This is a genomic window from Myroides phaeus (assembly GCF_009799805.1).
In the GTDB taxonomy this organism is placed as follows: Bacteria; Bacteroidota; Bacteroidia; order Flavobacteriales; family Flavobacteriaceae; genus Flavobacterium; species Flavobacterium phaeum_A.
Genome location: NZ_CP047050.1, coordinates 1,272,352 through 1,291,343 on the forward strand (window position 1 = coordinate 1,272,352; position 18,992 = coordinate 1,291,343).

Here is an 18,992-nt window from a genome sequence, read left to right on the forward strand (position 1 = left end):
AATAGTATAAACAACAAAGGACGATAAAGACAGTAGGTTTCTATATGTATTTGTTCGGGACTTGTTCGGGAATCGCTCAAGAGAGGTTCGGAAAAAAGGCCCTTTTTCCGAAGAAAATCTAATTAAGGGTTTGCTAAAAGTAGACTTGTCTTACAATATAATGAAGACAGATAGAGTTTTTTTTGAAATCTTCTTCAAAAGAATATTGGACGATTTCAAAAAGAATTGCCTTTTATGAAGGCATTAACTGGTTAAAGATGTATAGTTCAAAGATAATAATACTTTTTTTAATTTATTATCTATTATATTGTTAATTAGGTTTTTAAGAGTGTTTTAAGAATGACTTGTTTTTTGATTTTTTTATTTGCTCTTAATATTCTGTAAATAAAGTGAAACTTAGAAAGAGGTGTCTGTTTCTTTGTTGGAATGAAAATCTGATTCATTAGAAAAAAAATATTGAAAAATGCTTGCAAGAAGTTTGAAAATAGCCTTATATTTGCATCCACAAAAGCGGAAGTAGCTCAGTTGGTAGAGCTCCAGCCTTCCAAGCTGGTTGTCGCGAGTTCGAGCCTCGTCTTCCGCTCCAAAAACTTGATGAAAGTTTTCAAATATCATCACCTGCGGAAGTAGCTCAGTTGGTAGAGCTCCAGCCTTCCAAGCTGGTTGTCGCGAGTTCGAGCCTCGTCTTCCGCTCCAAAAACTTGATGAAAGTTTTCAAATATCATCATCTGCGGAAGTAGCTCAGTTGGTAGAGCTCCAGCCTTCCAAGCTGGTTGTCGCGAGTTCGAGCCTCGTCTTCCGCTCCAAAACTTGATGAAAGTTTTCAAATATCATCATCTGCGGAAGTAGCTCAGTTGGTAGAGCTCCAGCCTTCCAAGCTGGTTGTCGCGAGTTCGAGCCTCGTCTTCCGCTCCAAAAACTTGATGAAAGTTTTCAAATATCATCACCTGCGGAAGTAGCTCAGTTGGTAGAGCTCCAGCCTTCCAAGCTGGTTGTCGCGAGTTCGAGCCTCGTCTTCCGCTCCAAAACTTGATGAAAGTTTTCAAATATCATCATCTGCGGAAGTAGCTCAGTTGGTAGAGCTCCAGCCTTCCAAGCTGGTTGTCGCGAGTTCGAGCCTCGTCTTCCGCTCCAAAAACTTGATGAAAGTTTTCAAATATCATCACCTGCGGAAGTAGCTCAGTTGGTAGAGCTCCAGCCTTCCAAGCTGGTTGTCGCGAGTTCGAGCCTCGTCTTCCGCTCTAAAGCCTAAGTTTTCTTAGGCTTTTTTTGTAAACAATAATATGCAAAAAGAGTCCTTGAGTAGTAACCCAAGGACTCTTTTTTATTTTAAGTAATTTAATTCTGTTTCTGGGGCAATTTCAATGGCTTCTTTTCCTTGTTCGAAAATACGCGCAGTAAGTGTTCCTTTTAAAACAAAAGAATCTCCTTTTACTTCAATCCAACTTCCTTCTCTAAGGCCTACAACAGGTTGGGTGTTTAAGGTGTGAAATTCATTAATTCTCGTTTCTCTTGTTTCTCCCATATGTGTAGAACCTTCAATCGGATCTAAGTAATGCGGGTTGATATTGAAAGGTACAAACCCAAATGTTTTAAAAGAAGGGGGGTAAGTAATAGGCATATCATTGGTTGTTTCCATTGTTAGTCCGCATATATTACTACCAGCACTACATCCTAAATAAGGTGTTCCATTATTTACCGCATTTTGAATAGCAGTAATTGTTTCTGTTCTATATAATTGTTTAACAAGTAAGAATGTATTTCCTCCTCCTGTAAAAATACCTTTTGCTTCTTTTACAGCTTGAATAGGGTCTTCAAATTCGTGAATTCCTTTAACGTCTTTCCCGATGTTTTTAAAAGCTTCTTTTGCTTTTGCTGTATAATCGTCGTGAGAAATGCCACTTGGACGTGCATAAGGAATAAATAAGATAGTATTTGTATGCTTGAAGTGTTCTTCTAATGTAGGTAATAAGTAAGCTAAATAGTCACTATTGTAAACAGTAGAAGTACTTGCAATTATAATATTTTTCATAATGATAGTAATTTTTACAAAAATAGTTCGTTTAATTGTAATTAAGGATTTCTAATTCTTCTTTTAAAAATTCGTTGAGACAATATAATTATGTTTTAGTTTATTACATAACAAAATGTAGATATTGTTAATACAGGGCATACAATTGTCTATAATGGGGTTGGTTATAGATTTAACATAAGTTTGCTTTGATAAAGTTTCAAAGTCTTTGGGAATAGGATATTTTTACTTTTAAGTATATAAATGTATGATGAGAATATTTTTAGCGCTTTTATTTGTATTTAGCTTTTCTTACGTAGAAGCACAAGAGCGTAAAATGATAAGTGGGAAAGTTGTTTCTCGCTCAAAAAGATTAGAAGGAATTTATGTTTCTAATATAAATACAGGAGAATCGTTAACTACTGAGAAAGGTGGGTATTTTAATATGATGGTGAGGGAGACTGATACAGTTATGTTTTCTGGTGCTTTTTTTATTGGCTACAGACACGCAATAGATGAAGTAGATTTAAAACGTGATATTGTTTTATTTCCCTTAGAGGCTAATGAACTTTATACAGAATTAGATGAGATTGTAATTACAAAGATTAGTTCAGAATCACTTGGCATTGTACCAAAAGGCATAAAGAAATATACGCCAGCAGAGAGACGACTGTACACTGCAACATCAGGAAGTGGTTTAATTCCAATTGATGCTGTTGTTAACTGGATTTCTGGTAGAACAAAAATGCTGAAGAAAGCTTTGGTTTATGAGAAACAGGAAATGCGTAAAGAGAAATTTTTAAGGATGATTCCTGAAGAGAAATTAAATGAGGATTATAGTATTCCGAAAGACTATTTGGTTGGTTTTGCTTACTATGTAGCGACAGATGAATTGATGTCATCTGTGCTAAACGCTTCTGTTCCAAATAAAAATGCAGTGGAAACACGTACAGGTGAATTAGCTTTAGAGTTTTTGGAATTAATACGTGAAAAATTAGAAGAGGATAAAAAGAGTAAATTAATTCAATAGTTTAACAAATGCTTTTCTAAATTATTGTGCTATAAATTAATAAACTTTGTAGATTTGTAGCCTTATAAACTTGTAAAATAGAGTGATATGTTCGGAATCGGTGGTGGTGAGTTATTTTTCATCATAGTAATTATACTAATGTTGTTTGGTTCTGATAAAGTGCCTGAGATGGCGCGCACATTTGGTAAGTTTATGGCGCAGTTGAAAAACGCTACTAACGACATCAAACAAGAAATTAATAAAACAGCTGATCAATCGGGTATTACGAAAGATATAAAAGAAACTTTTGATGTAGATATCAATCCAATGAAAGATATTCAACAAGAGATTGAAAAGCAAAAAGAGGACTTAGAGAGTATTACAGGACCAATTAAAAGACAAAGTTAATGTTAGAAACATTAGTACAATTTGACAAAGAGTTAATGATTGCGCTAAACAATATAGGATCGCCAACGTATGATCCGTTTTGGTTGTTTATCACAAAACAAATTAACTGGTTGCCTTTTTTTCTTCTCCTTTTATATACGGTTTACAAAAAGGTTTCGATTAAAAAGTTAGGTGTTATTTTACTTTGTTTAGCTTGTTTGATTGCGTTTACAGATCAAATGACAAATTTGGTTAAGTATACGGTTGCAAGACCAAGACCTTGTAATACGGAAGACATTAAAGATATGTTGCGTATTGTTAAGTGTAGTCCAACGTTGAGTTTTTTCTCAGGACACGCTTCTAACTCAACAGCAACAATGTTGTTCTTGTTTTTAATTTTGAGAAGATATTATAAATACGCATTTTTAGTATTTATCTTCCCTTTAGTGTTTTCATTTAGTAGAATCTATTTGTCAATGCACTTCCCAGGAGATATTTTCGTAGGTATGTGCGCTGGTGTAGTATTCGGAACATTATTCTATCAGTTGTTTAAATGGATAGAAGTAAAATATAAAGACAAATTAGTTTAAGATATATAACGAAAAAGGGCTTGATGAAAATCAAGCCCTTTTTGTTTATTTTACTCTTGAGATTGTTAAACCATCTCTGATAGGTAATAGTATTGTTTCGATTCTCGGATCGTCTTTTAAAAGTTTGTTGTATTTGTCGATTTCAACTGTACTTTTATCGTTTTCCTGAATTTCTTCTAAAACTTTTCCTGACCATAAAACATTGTCAGAAAGAATAACTCCTCCTTTATTCATCTTGTCGATAATAAGATGAAAGTAGTTAGAATAGTTAGGTTTGTCAGCGTCAATGAAAACTAAGTCAAACTTCTTGTCTAAGGTAGGGATAATGTCTAACGCACTACCTAAGTGTTGATGTATTTGAGCTCCATAGGGAGATGCGTCAAAATGCTTGCGTTGAAAGTCGATTAATTCTTCTTTGATGTCAATTGTATCAATTGTACCTCCTTCTTGTAACCCTTCCGCTAAACACAATGTTGCATATCCTGTAAAAGTTCCAATCTCTAAAATGTGTTTAGGATTGATAAGTTTTGTAACAATGCTTAAAAAGCGCCCTTGAAAGTGTCCGCTAAGCATTCTTGGTTGTAATACTTTACGGTGTGTTTCTTTATCTAAGTTAGCTAATGATACAGGTTCGTTTTCTGTATGATCTGCTGCGTATTTTTCTAATTGAGGTGATATAAAATGCATATTAATCCGATAATGTTATTGTCGTGAGTGCAAAGATAATTCTTTTCGATAATGTTGGGAATATTTTCAGATAGTATCGTTGAGGAAGTTTTATTTGTCTAAATTTATATAATTCAACCAATTATGATTATTATGAAGTTCTTCGCAAAGTTTTTAAAGTGGTTTGCTGTTATAGTGATAGCAATTATTGCACTTGCTTATATTTTTAAAGTAGATTATTTATTTACCGCCGTTCGCACAATCTATTTTAATGGGTATAAAACTGCTTTTTTAGACGATTATAAATATTTCCCTACTCGAAAGATAGAGAATGCAGTTGGACAGCCTTGGCCTGTTTCTAAAGAATATAATACGGTTAAGCCAAGTGAAAAGTTGGAGCAAACACACAAAGAGTTAGAGACAATAGCTTATGTCATTATTAAAAATGATAGTATATGGCACGAGAGTTATTATGATGGTTACGGAAAGGATTCTTATACGAATTCGTTTTCAATGGCTAAAAGTGTTGTTTCTGCCGCTTTAGGAAAGGCTTTGCAACGAGGAGAGATTAAGAGTTTGGATGAACCTGTGGTTAATTATTTGCCTGAGATTAAAGGGAAGTATAAAGATGAACTAACGGTAGGAGATTTGTCTACGATGTCTTCTGGAATGGATTGGGATGAGTCGTATTATAGTGCGTTTTCTGTTATGACAAGAGTTTATTTTGATAAAAACTTGCGAGATGTGATGTTGGGGATTGAGATAAAGGATAAGCCGGGACAGGAGTTTATTTATAAAAGTGGCGATACGGAATTGTTGACAATGGTTTTGGAGAAAGCAACAGGTAGGTACTTGTCAGATTATGTATCAGAATATTTCTGGAAACCAATGGGGGCTGAGTTGCCTGCCTTGTGGCAAATAGATCACGAAGGAGATGGGGTTGAAAAATCGTATTGTTGTTTTACGAGTAATGCGCGTGATTTTGCAAGATTTGGAAAATTGTACAAAGATTATGGAAAGTGGAATGGTGAGCAGATTTTAGATAGTACTTTTGTAGCAAAGTCAATTACACAACAGTTTGCTAATGGACCAGAGTATGGTTATGGTTGGTGGCTGGTAAAGCATAGGGGACAAGATTTCTTTTATATGAGAGGGCATTTAGGACAATTTGTAATTGTTTCTCCGAAAGACAATGTTGTTATTGTTCGCCTTGGTCATATTAAAGGTTTGCAAACAGAAGAAGATCCGCATAGCAATGATCTTTACTTGTATATTGATGAAGCATATAATATGATGGAACAGACTAAAAAATAAACGTATGATTGATAGACTATCTCTTGAAAACCTTTTGTTTTTAGATATTGAAACAGTACCTGAATGTGCTGATTTTTCTGAATTAGATGATGAAATGAAAATGTTGTATGAAGCGAAGACTGCATATCAACGCAAGGATGAATTTACAGCAGAAGAATTTTATGATAAAGCGGGTATATGGGCAGAATTCGGAAAGATCATTTGTATTTCGGTTGGATACTTTGTTTACAAGAATGGAGAGCGCCAATTTAGAACAACAAGTTATGCAGGTGAAGAAAAGGAATTACTGGTGAATTTCGCGAATTTATTAGAAGGGTATTTTGGAGGTGTAGAAAAGCTGTTATGTGGCCATAATATCAAGGAATTCGATGTTCCTTTTTTAGTTAGACGAATGTTGATAAATGGGGTTAAAATCCCCAATAAGTTGCGTGTTTTTGGGAAAAAACCGTGGGAGGTTCAACACTTAGATACAATGGAATTGTGGAAGTTAGGAGATTTTAAAAATTATACATCTTTGCGACTTTTGACTAAAATTTTAGGCATTCCTTCTCCAAAAGACGATATAGATGGTAGTGAGGTCGCAAGAGTGTACTATAAAGAGAAAAATTTAGATAGAATTATCATTTATTGTGAAAAAGATGTCGTTGCTGTGGCACAAGTTTTGCTTAAGTTTAGACAAGAGGAATTGTTGACTGAAGATGAGATTTTATCTGTGTAAGTTAAAAAAATATTAAAATTTTTAGTTCAGTAGTAGGTGCTAAAATATATTTTTACTATTTTTGAAACAAATAAAGATATAAAAGTGAAAAATATTCAAACATATTCATGGTCTTCGATTAAGTTGATGGTACTTCCATTTCAGCTTAGGCTATCTGTATTATAATATTTTGAATATTTAAAAATATAAATCGATGGCCTCTGTATATAACAGGGGCTTTTTTTTTGAACTAATAAGAATTACAAATGAAATCAATTATTAATTATTTATCGTTTATGCCGTCGTATAAGTGGATGTGTCTTGTACATACCTCGCCTGTGCGTGTGTTGCCAAATGTGATATCTTGATTTATTTGTAAGTAAGCTGTAAAGCTATGAATTGATAGAGGGTTCTTTTGGTATGTGTGCTAAAAGAACCTTTTTTTATATATAATATTTAGTAATTGAATTAATTAAAAAAGAGATGGGGAAACAAGTTTTAAAAGTTTTGGGATTTTCAGTAAGAGAACAACAATTTGCAGTAAAAACGGCTAATTTTTCTTTTACAGTGAAAGATGGTAGAGAATTAGTAAGAGATGAAAATGCTAATTCAGGTGAATTATTACTTGCTAAATTAGCGGGAAGTATTCACGCAATTGGTAATTTAATCGGTAAAACTTTAGGGTTAGATTTGAAATCTATTCAAATTGAAGTTTCTGGTGAAGTGAATCTAAAGGATTTAACAGAAGAGGATATCCAACAGTTTAAAAGAATTGATGTAATGGTTAAGCCAACTACAGAGGCTTCAATTGTAGTACTTAAAGAATGGATGGATGCAGTGAAATTGGCGTGTCCTGTATTTAGTAATTTTAAAGAAAAAACACCAACAGTTGTTACTTTGGTTAAAGAATATGATCAAGTAAAAGTAGCTTAATATGGTGGTTGTCTATATGAAAATTGTGGTATAGATTTTATTGTTTACAAGCTTTCGTATCAATAGAGATCTATATCACAATTATTATATTATTTTTGTTAATCACGTTTTATCAAAAGTAATAATGGACAATGTAACCCCTATTTTATCTGTAAGTAATTTACAAATCGATTTCTTAAAGGAAAAAGTATGGAATACCATTATTAAGGGTAGTACTTTTGATATAATGCCTAATGAAATATTGGGTGTAGTAGGAGAGTCAGGATCTGGTAAATCCGTTACTTCATTAGCCTTAATGGGCTTATTACCAAAAGAAAATTCTCGCATTTCTAAAGGAGATATTTTTTATAAAAACCAAAATATTACTCATTTATCGGATAGTGAATTTCGCTCTTTAAGAGGAAAGGAAATTGCTATGATATTTCAAGAGCCGATGAGTGCTCTAAATCCTTCTATTACTTGTGGTGAACAAGTGTCTGAAATTTTAGTAGAACACACAGATTTACGTGGTTCTGAACTTAAGAAAGAGGTGGTTAGTTTATTTGAAAAAGTAAAATTGCCTTATCCTAAAGAAGTTTATAACAAATATCCTCATCAAATATCAGGTGGTCAAAAGCAACGTGTTATGATTGCTATGGCTATTGCTTGTAAGCCTTCTTTGCTTATAGCAGATGAGCCAACTACTGCGTTAGATGTTACTGTTCAGAATGAAATTATTAGTTTATTGAAGGAATTGCAACAAGAAACACAGATGAGTATTTTGTTTATTTCTCACGATTTGAATCTTGTTTCTGCAATTAGTGATCGTTTATTAGTGATGTATAAAGGGGATATTGTTGAACAAGGAGGGTCTTCTGAAGTCTTCAATCAACCAAAAGAATTATATACTAAGGCGTTGGTAGCTTCTCGTCCTTCTATGGATGAACGATTAAAGAGGTTGCCTACTATTCAGGATTTTTTAGATAATAAGGTTGTTAATGATGTTATTTCTGATGAAGAAAGACAGCAAATGCATCAACAGCTGTACAGTGGTGAGCCATTGTTGCGCGTAAGGAATATCTATAAAGATTACATTACAGCAGGTAGCTTATTTAAGAAAGGAGTTTTTCACGCTTTAAAAGACATCAATTTTGATATTTATGAAGGAGAAACGCTTGGTTTGGTAGGAGAAAGTGGCTGTGGGAAATCGACTCTTGGAAACGTGATTTTGCAGTTAGATAAAGCTACAAAAGGAGAAATATTCTACAAAGGAAAAGATATTGCTAAATTGAGTAGTAGCGAGTTTCGTGCACTTAGAAAAGATATTCAAATTATTTTTCAAGATCCGTATTCTTCATTAAATCCCCGTAAAACAGTGGGAGAGGCTATTTTAGAGCCAATGGTTGTTCATAAGTTATACGCTTCTGATAAAGAGAGAAAAGCGAAAGTGATTGATATTTTGGAACGAGTAGGGTTAGATGAAAGTGTGTATGATAGATATCCTCACGAATTTTCAGGAGGACAAAGACAGCGTATCGGTATTGCAAGAACAGTTGCCGTACAACCAAAGTTAATCATCTGTGACGAGTCTGTATCTGCATTGGATATTTCTGTTCAAGCACAAGTGTTGAATTTGTTGAATGAACTGAAAGAAAACTTTGGATTTACATATATATTCATTTCTCACGATTTAGCTGTTGTTAAATATATGTCGGACAATATTCTTGTAATGAATAAAGGGGAGATAGAAGAAATTGCTGAAGCAGATGTCTTGTATCGTTCCCCTAAAAAAGATTATACTAAAAAGTTAATTCAAGCTATTCCGAAATAGTTTATTAATACGGAATATATGATGGAGCAGGCATTACGTGCATAGTTTTCGTGTTGCCTTTTGTTCTTTTAAGTTTGCCAGGTATTCCGTTACCGTCGAATACAGTATAGTATTCTAATGTTACATCGCCAATAGATTTTACCTTTCCTTCTAATTCTTTACGATCAAAACGGTCGTAATAAGTTATTTTATAAGGTCCTATTTTCTTTATTTTTCCTTCTAATTCACTCCAATCGAATCGGTCGTAGTATTCAAAAGAAATAGAACCGATGTTTTTTATTTTACCATTGTTGTACATACTAAAGCGATCAAGGTAAGCAATGTTTAGATTGTTTATTCTTTTGACGCGGTTTTTTAAGTATTCATCAAATGTATTGGTGTAATATTCTACAGAGTTGTTTCTTGAAATGTAGTCAAGTTCAGGATCAAAGTAGTCGTAATAGTCGTCTCTTTTAAACTGAGGACGCTTTTGATTAAAAGTAAAGTCTGTTCCATTTTGATAGATATTAAAAATAAGATCATCTATTTCTAATACAATGTTTTGAACGTTTTTTGAATCTTGTGATAACTCAAAGTAAGCGTAATTGATGTTTTGTCCAAAGCTTACGACCGAGATAATAGCGGAACAAATAAATGTAAATAGTAACTTCATATATAATATTTAAGATATTTTCCCCTTGCGTAAAGGGGAAAAAGAGCAATTAATAACCTTCGTAAGGTACTTCGTATTCGTTGAATATAATACCATTTTCTTGTAACTCTTCTAAGATTGGAAGGTAAACCTCTTCTTTGATTGGCATTTGTACTCCTGGGGTATTTATAATTCCTTTTAAAATTTTTAAAGCAGCGATGGCTACAGGTAATCCTACGGTTTTTGCCATTGCAGTATAAACTTGGTTATCGCCGATACAGATCATTGTAGAGTCAATCTGTTTCTTTTCATTACCAAGTAAATAACCGATTTTATGATACATAACAATCATATCTTTATCTTGTTCATCTAAAGTCCACGAGTCGTTTAGGATTTTCTCTAAAATTTGAGCAGGTGAAGCATTTTTTAAACCAATTTTTTTAGTAGCGTTGAAAAGATCAAGTTCTAAGAGTTTTTCCCAAACAATATCATCTTGGTCAATACCTAAAGCAAGGCGTAATTTGGTTTCAACTGTATCTGTTGGGTGGTATGGTAAATAAAGATTGATAAACTCACGGTAAGTCATATTCTCCGAATTATCAACTTTGTATGTGTCATCAGTAACTCCAAGCTCTACAAAAAGATTCCAAGCACGCGAGTAGCCAACTCTTCTAATCGTACCTCTAAAAATTGTTTTAGCATCATCAAGTCCATACGCTTGTTGGTATTTTAAGGAATCTCGATTGGCATAAGCTTCAAATTTGCCGTATCCTTCAATGTTTAGAAATTCTGTTCTTCTGAATACTTTATTGTAAGGGATGTATTTGTATTGTCCTTCTTGTAGGAATTTCGCTGCACCACCTTGTCCGGCTAAGACAACATTTCTTGGATTCCATGTAAATTTGTAATTCCACAGGTTATTGTCAGATTCAGGAGCGATAAGTCCTCCACAAAACGACTCAAAAGAAAGTATTTTACCTCCTTGATTCTTTATTTCGTGGATAATTTTCATAGCACTCATATGGTCAATACCTGGATCAAGACCAACTTCATTCATAAAAACAAGGTTGTTTTCTTTTGCTTGTTGATCTAATTCTTGCATTGCTTCACTTATATACGAAGCAGTAACCATGTGTTTTTTAAACTTGATACAGTCTTTTGCAAGTTCAATGTGTAAAGCAGCAGGAAGCATTGAAATGACAATGTCTGCTTTATTAACAAGAGCTTGTCTTTCTTGTTCGTTGAATAAATCAAATTGAATAGGCGTTGCATTAGGGTGGTCCATAGCTTTTTGTTTTGCCAATTCTAACGATAGGTCTCCAATGGTTAAGTGGAGGTTTTCTATTGTTGATTTTTCAAGTAAATACTTAATTAAAGAGGAACTCGATCTACCAGCTCCAATAATTAGAATTTCTTTAGTCATAATATGTTGGTTAGTTTATGAATATACGAAAATAATGATTTCTTGAAGCTGTCAAAATTCTTTAGTGAAAAAAACTTTAACAGTTTGTATGATAAGTTGTATATTTGAAAGAAAAATCGATGGGACGTAAAGTTATTGCTATAGCTGCCTTTATAGGAGCTATAGGTATCATTTTAGGAGCGTTTGGAGCTCATGGATTACGAAAAGTGGTTACAGAAACGCAGGTTGCTACCTTTGAAGTGGGTGTGCGCTACCAAATGTATCACGCAATATTCTTACTTTTTATAGGACTATGTAGTTTTATTTCAGACAAGGCTAAAAAAACAGCTATGTACTTGGTTTTGTTGGGGATATTGTTTTTCTCAGGTTCTATCTATCTACTTACCTTTAAAGACTTGATTTCTATTGACTTAAGAGTAATCGGTCCAATAACACCTATCGGCGGAGTTTTATTTATAGCAGCTTGGATATATATTGGTATTCAGGTACTTAAATCGAAAGATGCTATTAAATAATTCTTTTGTATATTTATATTTTAAATTTATTTCTAAGTTTGCAAACAAATTAATACACAACATAAATAATGAAAATGGATAATTCTGAATCAATTTCACTGGAAAAATATGGTATTAAAGATGTTGTAGAAGTAATTTATAATCCTTCTTACGACGTTTTATATAATGAAGAAACAAACCCAAATCTTACAGGGTATGACAAAGGTGTAGTGACTGAACTTGGTGCTGTTAATGTAATGACAGGTGAGTTTACAGGACGTTCTCCTAAAGACAAGTACATTGTTAAAGATTCAGTAACAGAAAACACAATTTGGTGGAATTCTCCTGAGTCTCCAAATGACAACAAGCCAATTGACAACAAAACATGGGATGCATTAAAAGCTAACACTGTAAAACAATTATCTGGAAAGAAATTGTATGTAGTTGATGCTTTTTGTGGTGCTAACGAAAACACTCGTTTAAAAGTTAGATTTATTATGGAAGTGGCTTGGCAAGCTCATTTCGTTACGAATATGTTTATTCGTCCAACGAAAGAAGAGTTAGCTAACTTTGGTGAGCCTGACTTCGTAGTAATGAACGGATCAAAAACTACTTTCAAAGAGTACAAAGATTTTGGATTAAACTCTGAAGTTTATGTTGCATTTAATTTGACTGAGAAAGTACAAGTTATTGGTGGTACTTGGTACGGTGGAGAGATGAAAAAAGGAATGTTCGCAATGATGAACTACTACTTGCCTTTAAAAGGAATGGCTGCTATGCACTGTTCAGCTAATAAAGGACAAGATGGTGATGTTGCTGTTTTCTTTGGTCTTTCTGGTACAGGTAAAACAACTTTATCTACTGACCCAAAACGTGAATTAATCGGTGATGATGAGCACGGATGGGATGATGAAGGTGTATTCAACTTCGAAGGTGGATGTTATGCAAAAACAATTAACTTAAGCCAAGAGAATGAACCAGATATTTTTGGTGCTATTCGTCGTGATGCTTTGTTAGAGAACGTTACTGTTGATGCTAACGGAAAAATTGACTTTAATGACGGTTCTGTTACACAAAATACACGTGTATCTTACCCAATTGATCATATTGATAACATTGTTAAGCCTGTTTCTAAAGCAGGACATGCAACTAAAGTTATCTTTTTAACTGCTGATGCTTTTGGTGTAATGCCTCCAGTGTCTAAGTTAACTCCAGAACAAACTAAATACTACTTCTTATCAGGATTTACTGCTAAGTTAGCAGGTACTGAGCGTGGAGTTACTAAACCAGAGCCTACATTCTCTGCTTGTTTCGGTAAAGCTTTCTTATCTCTACACCCAACGCAATATGGTGAAGAATTAGTTAAGAAAATGGAGGAGCACAATGCTACTGCATATATGGTAAACACAGGATGGAATGGTACTGGAAAACGTATTTCTATTAAAGATACAAGAGCAATTATCGATCGTATCTTAGATGGTTCTATCGAGAAAGCTGAAACTACAATTGTTCCTATTTACAACTTTGCTGTTCCAACAGCTTTAGAAGAAGTAGATACTAACATTTTAGATCCACGTAATACTTATGAGGATGCTTCTGAATGGGAAGAAAAAGCTAAAGATTTAGCTGCATTATTTGTTAAGAACTTCGAATTGTATTCAAACAATGCAGAAGGAAAAGCATTAGTTGCTGCTGGTCCACAGTTATAATATACTTTAATATAAAAAAAGCTTGCAAATTACATTGCAAGCTTTTTTTTGCTCTAATTATAATCATAAAAAAACCTCTATGGATTTCCATAGAGGTTTTTTTATAATTATTTATTCACTTTTTGAATATACTTTTCAAGAGCCATTGTCATAGATGGAGTCTCAGGTGCAGGAGCCATGATATCAACTCTTAAGTCGTTATCAAGAGCTTCTTTCTGAGTAGAAGTTCCAAATACAGCAATACGAGTATTATCTTGTGTAAAGTCCGGGAAGTTCTTGAATAAAGATTTAATTCCTGTTGGACTAAAGAATGCTAATACATCGTATTTAACATCAGCTAAATCAGACAGATCACTCATTACTGTTCTGTAAAAAGTTCCTGGTGTCCAATTTACTTTTAGTTCATTTAATGTAGCTGGTACATCACTGTTTAATTGATCAGATGCAGGTAATAAGAATTTTTCATCTTTATACTTTTTGATCAATGGTGCTAATTCAGTAAAATCTTTTTGACCTACATAAATCTTTCTTTTGCGGTAAACAACATACTTTTGTAAGTAATATGCTACTGCTTCTGATTGACAAAAATACTTAAGTGTTTCAGGTATTTTGAAACGCATTTCTTCAGCAACCCGAAAGAAGTGATCTACAGAATTTTTACTTGTTAAAATAATCGCGGTAAAATTGGCTAGATCAATTTTTTGGTGTCTTACCTCTTTGGCTGAAACACCTTCCACGTGGATGAAGGGTCTAAAGTCAATTTTTACCTTGTATTTTTGTTCTAATTCAAAGTAAGGTGAGTTTTCTACTTTAGGCTCTGGTTGAGAAACCAAAATTGTTTTCACTTTCATAATTGTACTTTCTTATATTGCTCCCATATTTTTAAACCAGAAATACAATAAAAAATAAGGGGCTATTTCAAGGGTGCAAAGATACAAAATAAAATAGAACAACTTATTTAATATTGATTTTTGATTGTTTTTTATAAAAACTATGTATAAAAGGGTATTTGTTGCTATTAATGCAAAAAGAATAGTTGCAATAATAATCTTATTGCTAATATTGTTATAGAAAAGTAAAACATCAACTCCCAAGAGTAACATTCCAATATAGTTTCTATAAGTTGCTTTTTGGAGGTTTAATGCATCTGCAAATTCTTCTATGCCAAATGTTATAGAAATGATTTTATCAATTAGATATTTTCCTATAATAAAAGTTGCAGTAAAGTTTAGAATTTGTAAAAAGGAAGTAAATGTGTAAAAGGGAATTACTTCAAATGATTTTAATACTATTTGAATAAAGAAGGTTACAGATAATAGTTGTACTAATAAAAAAGACAGTGTAAAACTATTTCGTAAGTTAGTATTGTCTTTGTATATTTTTAAATATTTATCTGATACGGCAAGTCTTGTAAATTCAGCAAAACGTACACCGAAGATTGTTTTATTAAATGCAATAATAGAAAACCCTATAAAGAATAAAGCTGTAGCCCAATCTTTATTTGGAATTATGCGGTCTAATAAAATTATATTCTCCATAATGCCTACAAAATTAGCAAAAAAATGGATTGAGTTCACTTTGTATTTTATTTAAGTGCTAACTTTATAGAAAAAGGTTATTTTTGTGGCAAACCAATTATAAAATGGAATCAGGATTAGTCATTATACCTACGTATAATGAAATTGAAAATATTGAGTTGATTATTGATGCTGTAATGGCTCAGCCTCAGCAATTTCATATTCTGATTGTAGATGATAACTCACCGGATGGTACGGCTGACGCTGTGCTTAAACTACAAAATAAATACGCGAACCGTCTATTTCTTGAAAAGAGAGAGGGAAAGAATGGGTTGGGGACTGCTTATGTACACGGATTTCGTTGGGCTCTAAATAGAGAATACCAATATATTTTTGAGATGGATGCAGACTTTTCTCATAACCCAAATGATTTAGGAAAGCTTTTAGAGGCTTGTAAACTTAATCAGGGACTCTCAATTGGTTCTCGCTATGTTACGGGAGTAAATGTGGTTAATTGGCCTTTAAACCGCGTATTGTTATCTTATGGTGCTTCTATTTATGTTAGAATGATAACAGGAATGAATATTAAAGATACAACTGCTGGTTTTGTTTGTTTCTCTCGTCAAGTTCTTGAAAGTTTTGATTTTAATCAAATACGCTTTGTAGGATATGCTTTTCAGATTGAAATGAAATATAGAACTTTCGTTAAAAACTTCCCGATAACTGAAGTACCAATCATTTTTACTGACCGTACAAGAGGTGAGTCAAAAATGTCTGGGGGAATTATAAAGGAAGCTATTTTTGGCGTTATTAATCTACGATTACGCAAATTACTAAACACACTATAATGACACACTATTTAATTACCAACGGAAAAATTGTTAATGAAGGTCAGATTTTTAATGCTGATATTTTAATTAAAGATGGGGTAATTGCTAAAATTGGTTCTTCTATCGAGGTATCTAATGATGTTCAAGTTATTGATGCTAAAGGAAGTTATGTAATTCCTGGTATGATTGATGACCAAGTTCACTTTAGAGAACCTGGGTTAACGCATAAAGGTGATATCGAGTCTGAATCTCGTGCTGCTATTGCAGGGGGAATTACTTCTTTTATTGAACAACCAAATACAGTTCCTAATGCTGTTACGCAAGAAATTTTAGAGGATAAATATCAAATAGCATCAACAAAGTCATTTGCTAACTACTCTTTTATGATGGGGGGAACAAATGATAACTTAGAAGAAGTTTTAAAAACAAACCCAAGAAATGTTGCTGGGATTAAATTGTTTTTAGGGTCTTCTACTGGGAATATGTTAGTTGATAACCAAGATGTTTTAGAGAAAATCTTTTCAAGTACATCAATGCTTATCGCTGTTCACGCGGAAGATGAAGGAACTATTCAAAGAAATTTAGCACAATACAAAGAGCAATATGGTGATGATATTCCGGTTAAGTATCACCCAATTATTAGAAGTGAAGAGGCTTGTTACATTTCGTCTTCTAAAGCAATTGAGTTGGCTAAGAAAACTGGAGCAAGGTTACACGTATTTCACGTATCTACTGCTAAAGAGACTGAATTGTTTAGAAATGACATTCCTTTAAAAGATAAAAAGATCACTGCAGAGGTTTGTGTTCACCACCTTTGGTTTACAGATAAAGATTACGATAAAAAAGGTAACTTTATTAAGTGGAACCCTGCTGTAAAAACAGAGCAAGATAAAGAAGGTTTATGGAAAGCATTGAATGATGGACGTATTGATGTGATTGCTACTGACCACGCTCCTCATACACTTGAAGAAAAAAGTAAAGCATATACTTCTGCTCCGTCAGGAGGACCATTAGTTCAACACGCTTTGGTTTCTTTGTTTGAAGCTCATAAACAAGGTAGATTGTCAATTGAAACAATTGTAGAGAAAACAGCACATAATCCTGCTATATTATTCCAAGTTGAAAAAAGAGGGTTTATTAAAGAAGGTTATCACGCAGATATCGCTATTGTTGATACAGAGCAATCTTGGGAAGTAAGTAAAGAAAATATTTTATATAAATGTGGATGGTCTCCATTTGAAGGAGAACAATTTAGTTCTAAAATCACACATACATTTGTCAATGGGTTTTTAGCTTACGAAAACGGACAAGTGAAAGAAGAGCATAAAGGACAACGTTTATTGTTTGTTAGATAAAAAGATATAAATGAATAAGTTTTTAGTAATATTAGCAGCATTAGTTTTGGGTTCGTGTAGTAACGAAGCAAAGAAACCAACCCCTTTTATTGAAGAACAGAAAATGGAGGATATTCTATTTGATATGTCTTTATTGTATTCTATTGAAAGTGTAAGTGCTTATTCAAGAGAAGATAGTATGCCTCAATTGAATATGAATTCTATATTGAAAAAATATGATATTGATAGCCTAACTTTTGTTGAAAACAATAAGTATTACATCGAATTGAAAGAAGGTGTTTATCACAATATGCAAGAGAATATTAATAGAAAACTTGAAGCTTTAAAAGTAGAAACAGACTCATTAATTGCAAAAGAAGAAGAGGAAAAAGATAAAGAGGATGACATTATCAGAAAGCAATTAGAAGAAAAATTAAACGAGAAAAAGTCTTCTGAACTTAAAGAGAAGAAGGATCGTTTGATTTCTGAAGGTGATATGCAGATACTTCAGACAAATAAATTTGAATAGGTTCAAACTGAAATGAAATAGCTTGAATTACTTTTGAGTTATCATAAATATATTTAGAATGAGAAGCTTGCGCGATTGATCGTGTAAAGCTTCTTTTTTTTCGGGTTACCATAGAAACAAAGTAATCCAATCTCCAAGCTAAATTACAATGTGTAGCTGTAGCATTAATAGTTGGTCTTTTCTTTCCCATTAAGTCCGCAATATCATTGATAAGATCTTGGTAACTGATATTATCTGAAACCAATGTAAATCGCTCGTTTACAATATCACATTGCATTAATAACGTCATTGCTTTTACTACATCAGTTGCACTAACTACAGCAGCCATTCCCTTCGTATAAAAAGGGAAATCTTTAGAAACCTTGTGAAAGAATTCGTTGCTTCCTTCGTTATTAAAGCCAACACCAAAGATTATACCTGGGTTAACGATTACTACATTTAAACCTTCTTGTGTACCACGCCAAACCTCCATTTCAGCCCCATACTTTGTAATAGCATAGTCACTGTGATAAAGTTCAGGATTCCAATCTGTTTTTTCTGTAATGATATTGTCTTTTTTTAAGGTCTCTCCCAATGCAGCGATAGAACTAACAAAGCAGAATTTCTTAATTTTAAAGTCAATCGATAGGTTTACTAAGTTTGCTGTGCCTTCAATATTCGTCTTACGCAGGTTTTTTTCATCCCTTGGGTCAAAAGAAACAAGCGCAGCACAGTGATATACATACTCAATATTTTGAAAAGCCTCTTCTAAAGCTGGAATATCTGTAATATCAGCTTTTACCCATTCTATTTTTAGAAATAAGTGGTCTGCCTTTTTTAAAGAGAAAAAAGATTTCGTTTTTTTAATACTATCCTCATTTCTATAAATAGCGCGAACCGCACCTTCTGTTTGAAGAAGATGTAGCAATAAATGCGTACCGACTAAACCTGTTGCTCCTGTTATTAGTATCATATCCTTAGACAAAAATAAGTGATATGTTTTACAATATGAAAAATTATAGGAGAAACTTAAAAATCAACGCCCGTATTATCAATATCTAATGAATAAAAATAAAAAACGAATAAAAGAGCAAGGTTTGAGGAATTTTATTCCATACTGTAGGGTTTT

General features: G+C 33.2%; 19 protein-coding genes and 7 tRNA genes. 19 read left to right on the forward strand and 7 right to left on the reverse strand.

Annotated features, from left to right (window positions below; all coding sequences use genetic code 11):
• Nucleotides 1-510: 510 nt before the first annotated feature.
• From GQS07_RS05750 to GQS07_RS05780, 7 genes are all read left to right on the forward strand, one after another.
• Nucleotides 511-586 (forward strand) — tRNA-Gly (locus GQS07_RS05750).
• 34 nt (nucleotides 587-620) lie between these two features.
• A tRNA-Gly gene (locus GQS07_RS05755) sits at nucleotides 621-696 on the forward strand.
• 34 nt (nucleotides 697-730) lie between these two features.
• Nucleotides 731-806, forward strand: a tRNA-Gly gene (locus GQS07_RS05760).
• A gap of 33 nt (nucleotides 807-839) precedes the next feature.
• Nucleotides 840-915 (forward strand) — tRNA-Gly (locus tag GQS07_RS05765).
• A gap of 34 nt (nucleotides 916-949) precedes the next feature.
• Nucleotides 950-1,025, forward strand: a tRNA-Gly gene (locus GQS07_RS05770).
• Nucleotides 1,026-1,058: 33 nt separating this feature from the next.
• A tRNA-Gly gene (locus tag GQS07_RS05775) sits at nucleotides 1,059-1,134 on the forward strand.
• Nucleotides 1,135-1,168: 34 nt separating this feature from the next.
• A tRNA-Gly gene (locus GQS07_RS05780) sits at nucleotides 1,169-1,241 on the forward strand.
• Nucleotides 1,242-1,324: 83 nt separating this feature from the next.
• Here GQS07_RS05780 and pepE read toward each other — a convergent pair.
• Nucleotides 1,325-2,032, reverse strand: coding sequence for a dipeptidase PepE (pepE, locus tag GQS07_RS05785; protein WP_158210002.1), 708 nt, complete (start codon nucleotides 2,030-2,032; stop codon nucleotides 1,325-1,327).
• A 247-nt stretch (nucleotides 2,033-2,279) separates the two neighbouring features.
• Here pepE and GQS07_RS05790 point away from each other — a divergent pair, with 247 nt between their 5' ends.
• From GQS07_RS05790 to GQS07_RS05800, 3 genes are all read left to right on the forward strand, one after another.
• On the forward strand, nucleotides 2,280-3,041 hold the full coding sequence (locus GQS07_RS05790) for a hypothetical protein (RefSeq protein ID WP_233269317.1): 762 nt from the start codon (nucleotides 2,280-2,282) through the stop codon (nucleotides 3,039-3,041).
• Nucleotides 3,042-3,128: 87 nt separating this feature from the next.
• The gene (locus GQS07_RS05795; RefSeq protein ID WP_158210003.1) at nucleotides 3,129-3,428 is read left to right on the forward strand and encodes a twin-arginine translocase TatA/TatE family subunit; all 300 of its coding nucleotides are present in this window, start codon (nucleotides 3,129-3,131) and stop codon (nucleotides 3,426-3,428) included.
• A complete protein-coding gene (locus tag GQS07_RS05800; RefSeq protein WP_090405852.1) occupies nucleotides 3,428-3,997 on the forward strand; it encodes a phosphatase PAP2 family protein in 570 nt (189 codons plus the stop codon). The genes GQS07_RS05795 and GQS07_RS05800 overlap by 1 nt, the downstream gene beginning before the upstream one ends.
• A 45-nt stretch (nucleotides 3,998-4,042) precedes the next feature.
• Here the strand turns inward: GQS07_RS05800 and GQS07_RS05805 are convergent, their stop codons facing one another.
• On the reverse strand, nucleotides 4,043-4,684 hold the full coding sequence (locus tag GQS07_RS05805; protein ID WP_158210004.1) for an O-methyltransferase: 642 nt from the start codon (nucleotides 4,682-4,684) through the stop codon (nucleotides 4,043-4,045).
• Between the two features lie 132 nt (nucleotides 4,685-4,816).
• On the opposite strand from GQS07_RS05805, the gene GQS07_RS05810 reads away from it, so the two are divergent.
• From GQS07_RS05810 to GQS07_RS05825, 4 genes are all read left to right on the forward strand, one after another.
• The gene (locus GQS07_RS05810; RefSeq protein WP_158210005.1) at nucleotides 4,817-5,977 is read left to right on the forward strand and encodes a serine hydrolase domain-containing protein; all 1,161 of its coding nucleotides are present in this window, start codon (nucleotides 4,817-4,819) and stop codon (nucleotides 5,975-5,977) included.
• A 4-nt stretch (nucleotides 5,978-5,981) separates the two neighbouring features.
• On the forward strand, nucleotides 5,982-6,695 hold the full coding sequence (locus GQS07_RS05815) for a 3'-5' exonuclease (RefSeq protein WP_158210006.1): 714 nt from the start codon (nucleotides 5,982-5,984) through the stop codon (nucleotides 6,693-6,695).
• Nucleotides 6,696-7,157: 462 nt separating this feature from the next.
• Complete coding sequence (locus tag GQS07_RS05820) at nucleotides 7,158-7,607, forward strand: OsmC family protein (RefSeq protein ID WP_158210007.1); 450 nt, start codon at nucleotides 7,158-7,160, stop codon at nucleotides 7,605-7,607.
• Nucleotides 7,608-7,731: 124 nt separating this feature from the next.
• On the forward strand, nucleotides 7,732-9,417 hold the full coding sequence (locus tag GQS07_RS05825; protein WP_158210008.1) for an ABC transporter ATP-binding protein: 1,686 nt from the start codon (nucleotides 7,732-7,734) through the stop codon (nucleotides 9,415-9,417).
• A 4-nt stretch (nucleotides 9,418-9,421) separates the two neighbouring features.
• On the opposite strand, the gene GQS07_RS05830 is transcribed toward GQS07_RS05825, so the two are convergent.
• Both GQS07_RS05830 and GQS07_RS05835 read right to left on the reverse strand, forming a co-directional pair.
• Nucleotides 9,422-10,069 carry a hypothetical protein gene (locus GQS07_RS05830; RefSeq protein ID WP_158210009.1) on the reverse strand — a complete coding sequence of 216 codons (648 nt, stop codon included), beginning with the start codon at nucleotides 10,067-10,069 and terminating at the stop codon, nucleotides 9,422-9,424.
• Between the two features lie 49 nt (nucleotides 10,070-10,118).
• The gene (locus GQS07_RS05835; protein ID WP_158210010.1) at nucleotides 10,119-11,471 is read right to left on the reverse strand and encodes a saccharopine dehydrogenase family protein; all 1,353 of its coding nucleotides are present in this window, start codon (nucleotides 11,469-11,471) and stop codon (nucleotides 10,119-10,121) included.
• 119 nt (nucleotides 11,472-11,590) lie between these two features.
• On the opposite strand from GQS07_RS05835, the gene GQS07_RS05840 reads away from it, so the two are divergent.
• Nucleotides 11,591-11,986 (forward strand): DUF423 domain-containing protein, encoded by a 396-nt coding sequence (locus tag GQS07_RS05840; protein ID WP_158211335.1) that lies wholly within the window; start codon nucleotides 11,591-11,593, stop codon nucleotides 11,984-11,986.
• A 74-nt stretch (nucleotides 11,987-12,060) separates the two neighbouring features.
• The gene (gene pckA, locus GQS07_RS05845; RefSeq protein WP_199269109.1) at nucleotides 12,061-13,674 is read left to right on the forward strand and encodes a phosphoenolpyruvate carboxykinase (ATP); all 1,614 of its coding nucleotides are present in this window, start codon (nucleotides 12,061-12,063) and stop codon (nucleotides 13,672-13,674) included.
• Nucleotides 13,675-13,781: 107 nt separating this feature from the next.
• Here pckA and GQS07_RS05850 read toward each other — a convergent pair whose 3' ends face one another.
• Together GQS07_RS05850 and GQS07_RS05855 are read right to left on the reverse strand one after the other, a co-directional pair.
• On the reverse strand, nucleotides 13,782-14,525 hold the full coding sequence (locus GQS07_RS05850; RefSeq protein WP_158210012.1) for a uroporphyrinogen-III synthase: 744 nt from the start codon (nucleotides 14,523-14,525) through the stop codon (nucleotides 13,782-13,784).
• 12 nt (nucleotides 14,526-14,537) lie between these two features.
• The gene (locus GQS07_RS05855) at nucleotides 14,538-15,212 is read right to left on the reverse strand and encodes a DUF4271 domain-containing protein (protein ID WP_158210013.1); all 675 of its coding nucleotides are present in this window, start codon (nucleotides 15,210-15,212) and stop codon (nucleotides 14,538-14,540) included.
• Between the two features lie 104 nt (nucleotides 15,213-15,316).
• Between GQS07_RS05855 and GQS07_RS05860 the strand changes: the two genes are divergently transcribed.
• From GQS07_RS05860 to GQS07_RS05870, 3 genes are read left to right on the forward strand one after another with little or no spacing between them, the layout of a single operon-like run.
• The gene (locus tag GQS07_RS05860) at nucleotides 15,317-16,039 is read left to right on the forward strand and encodes a polyprenol monophosphomannose synthase (protein WP_158210014.1); all 723 of its coding nucleotides are present in this window, start codon (nucleotides 15,317-15,319) and stop codon (nucleotides 16,037-16,039) included.
• Nucleotides 16,039-17,376 (forward strand): dihydroorotase, encoded by a 1,338-nt coding sequence (locus GQS07_RS05865; RefSeq protein WP_158210015.1) that lies wholly within the window; start codon nucleotides 16,039-16,041, stop codon nucleotides 17,374-17,376. The genes GQS07_RS05860 and GQS07_RS05865 overlap by 1 nt, the downstream gene beginning before the upstream one ends.
• A 10-nt stretch (nucleotides 17,377-17,386) precedes the next feature.
• Nucleotides 17,387-17,884 carry a DUF4296 domain-containing protein gene (locus GQS07_RS05870; RefSeq protein ID WP_158210016.1) on the forward strand — a complete coding sequence of 166 codons (498 nt, stop codon included), beginning with the start codon at nucleotides 17,387-17,389 and terminating at the stop codon, nucleotides 17,882-17,884.
• Here the strand turns inward: GQS07_RS05870 and GQS07_RS05875 are convergent.
• A complete protein-coding gene (locus tag GQS07_RS05875) occupies nucleotides 17,814-18,836 on the reverse strand; it encodes an NAD-dependent epimerase/dehydratase family protein (protein WP_158210017.1) in 1,023 nt (340 codons plus the stop codon). The two genes, GQS07_RS05870 and GQS07_RS05875, sit on opposite strands and share 71 nt — an antisense overlap.
• Nucleotides 18,837-18,992: the final 156 nt, after the last annotated feature.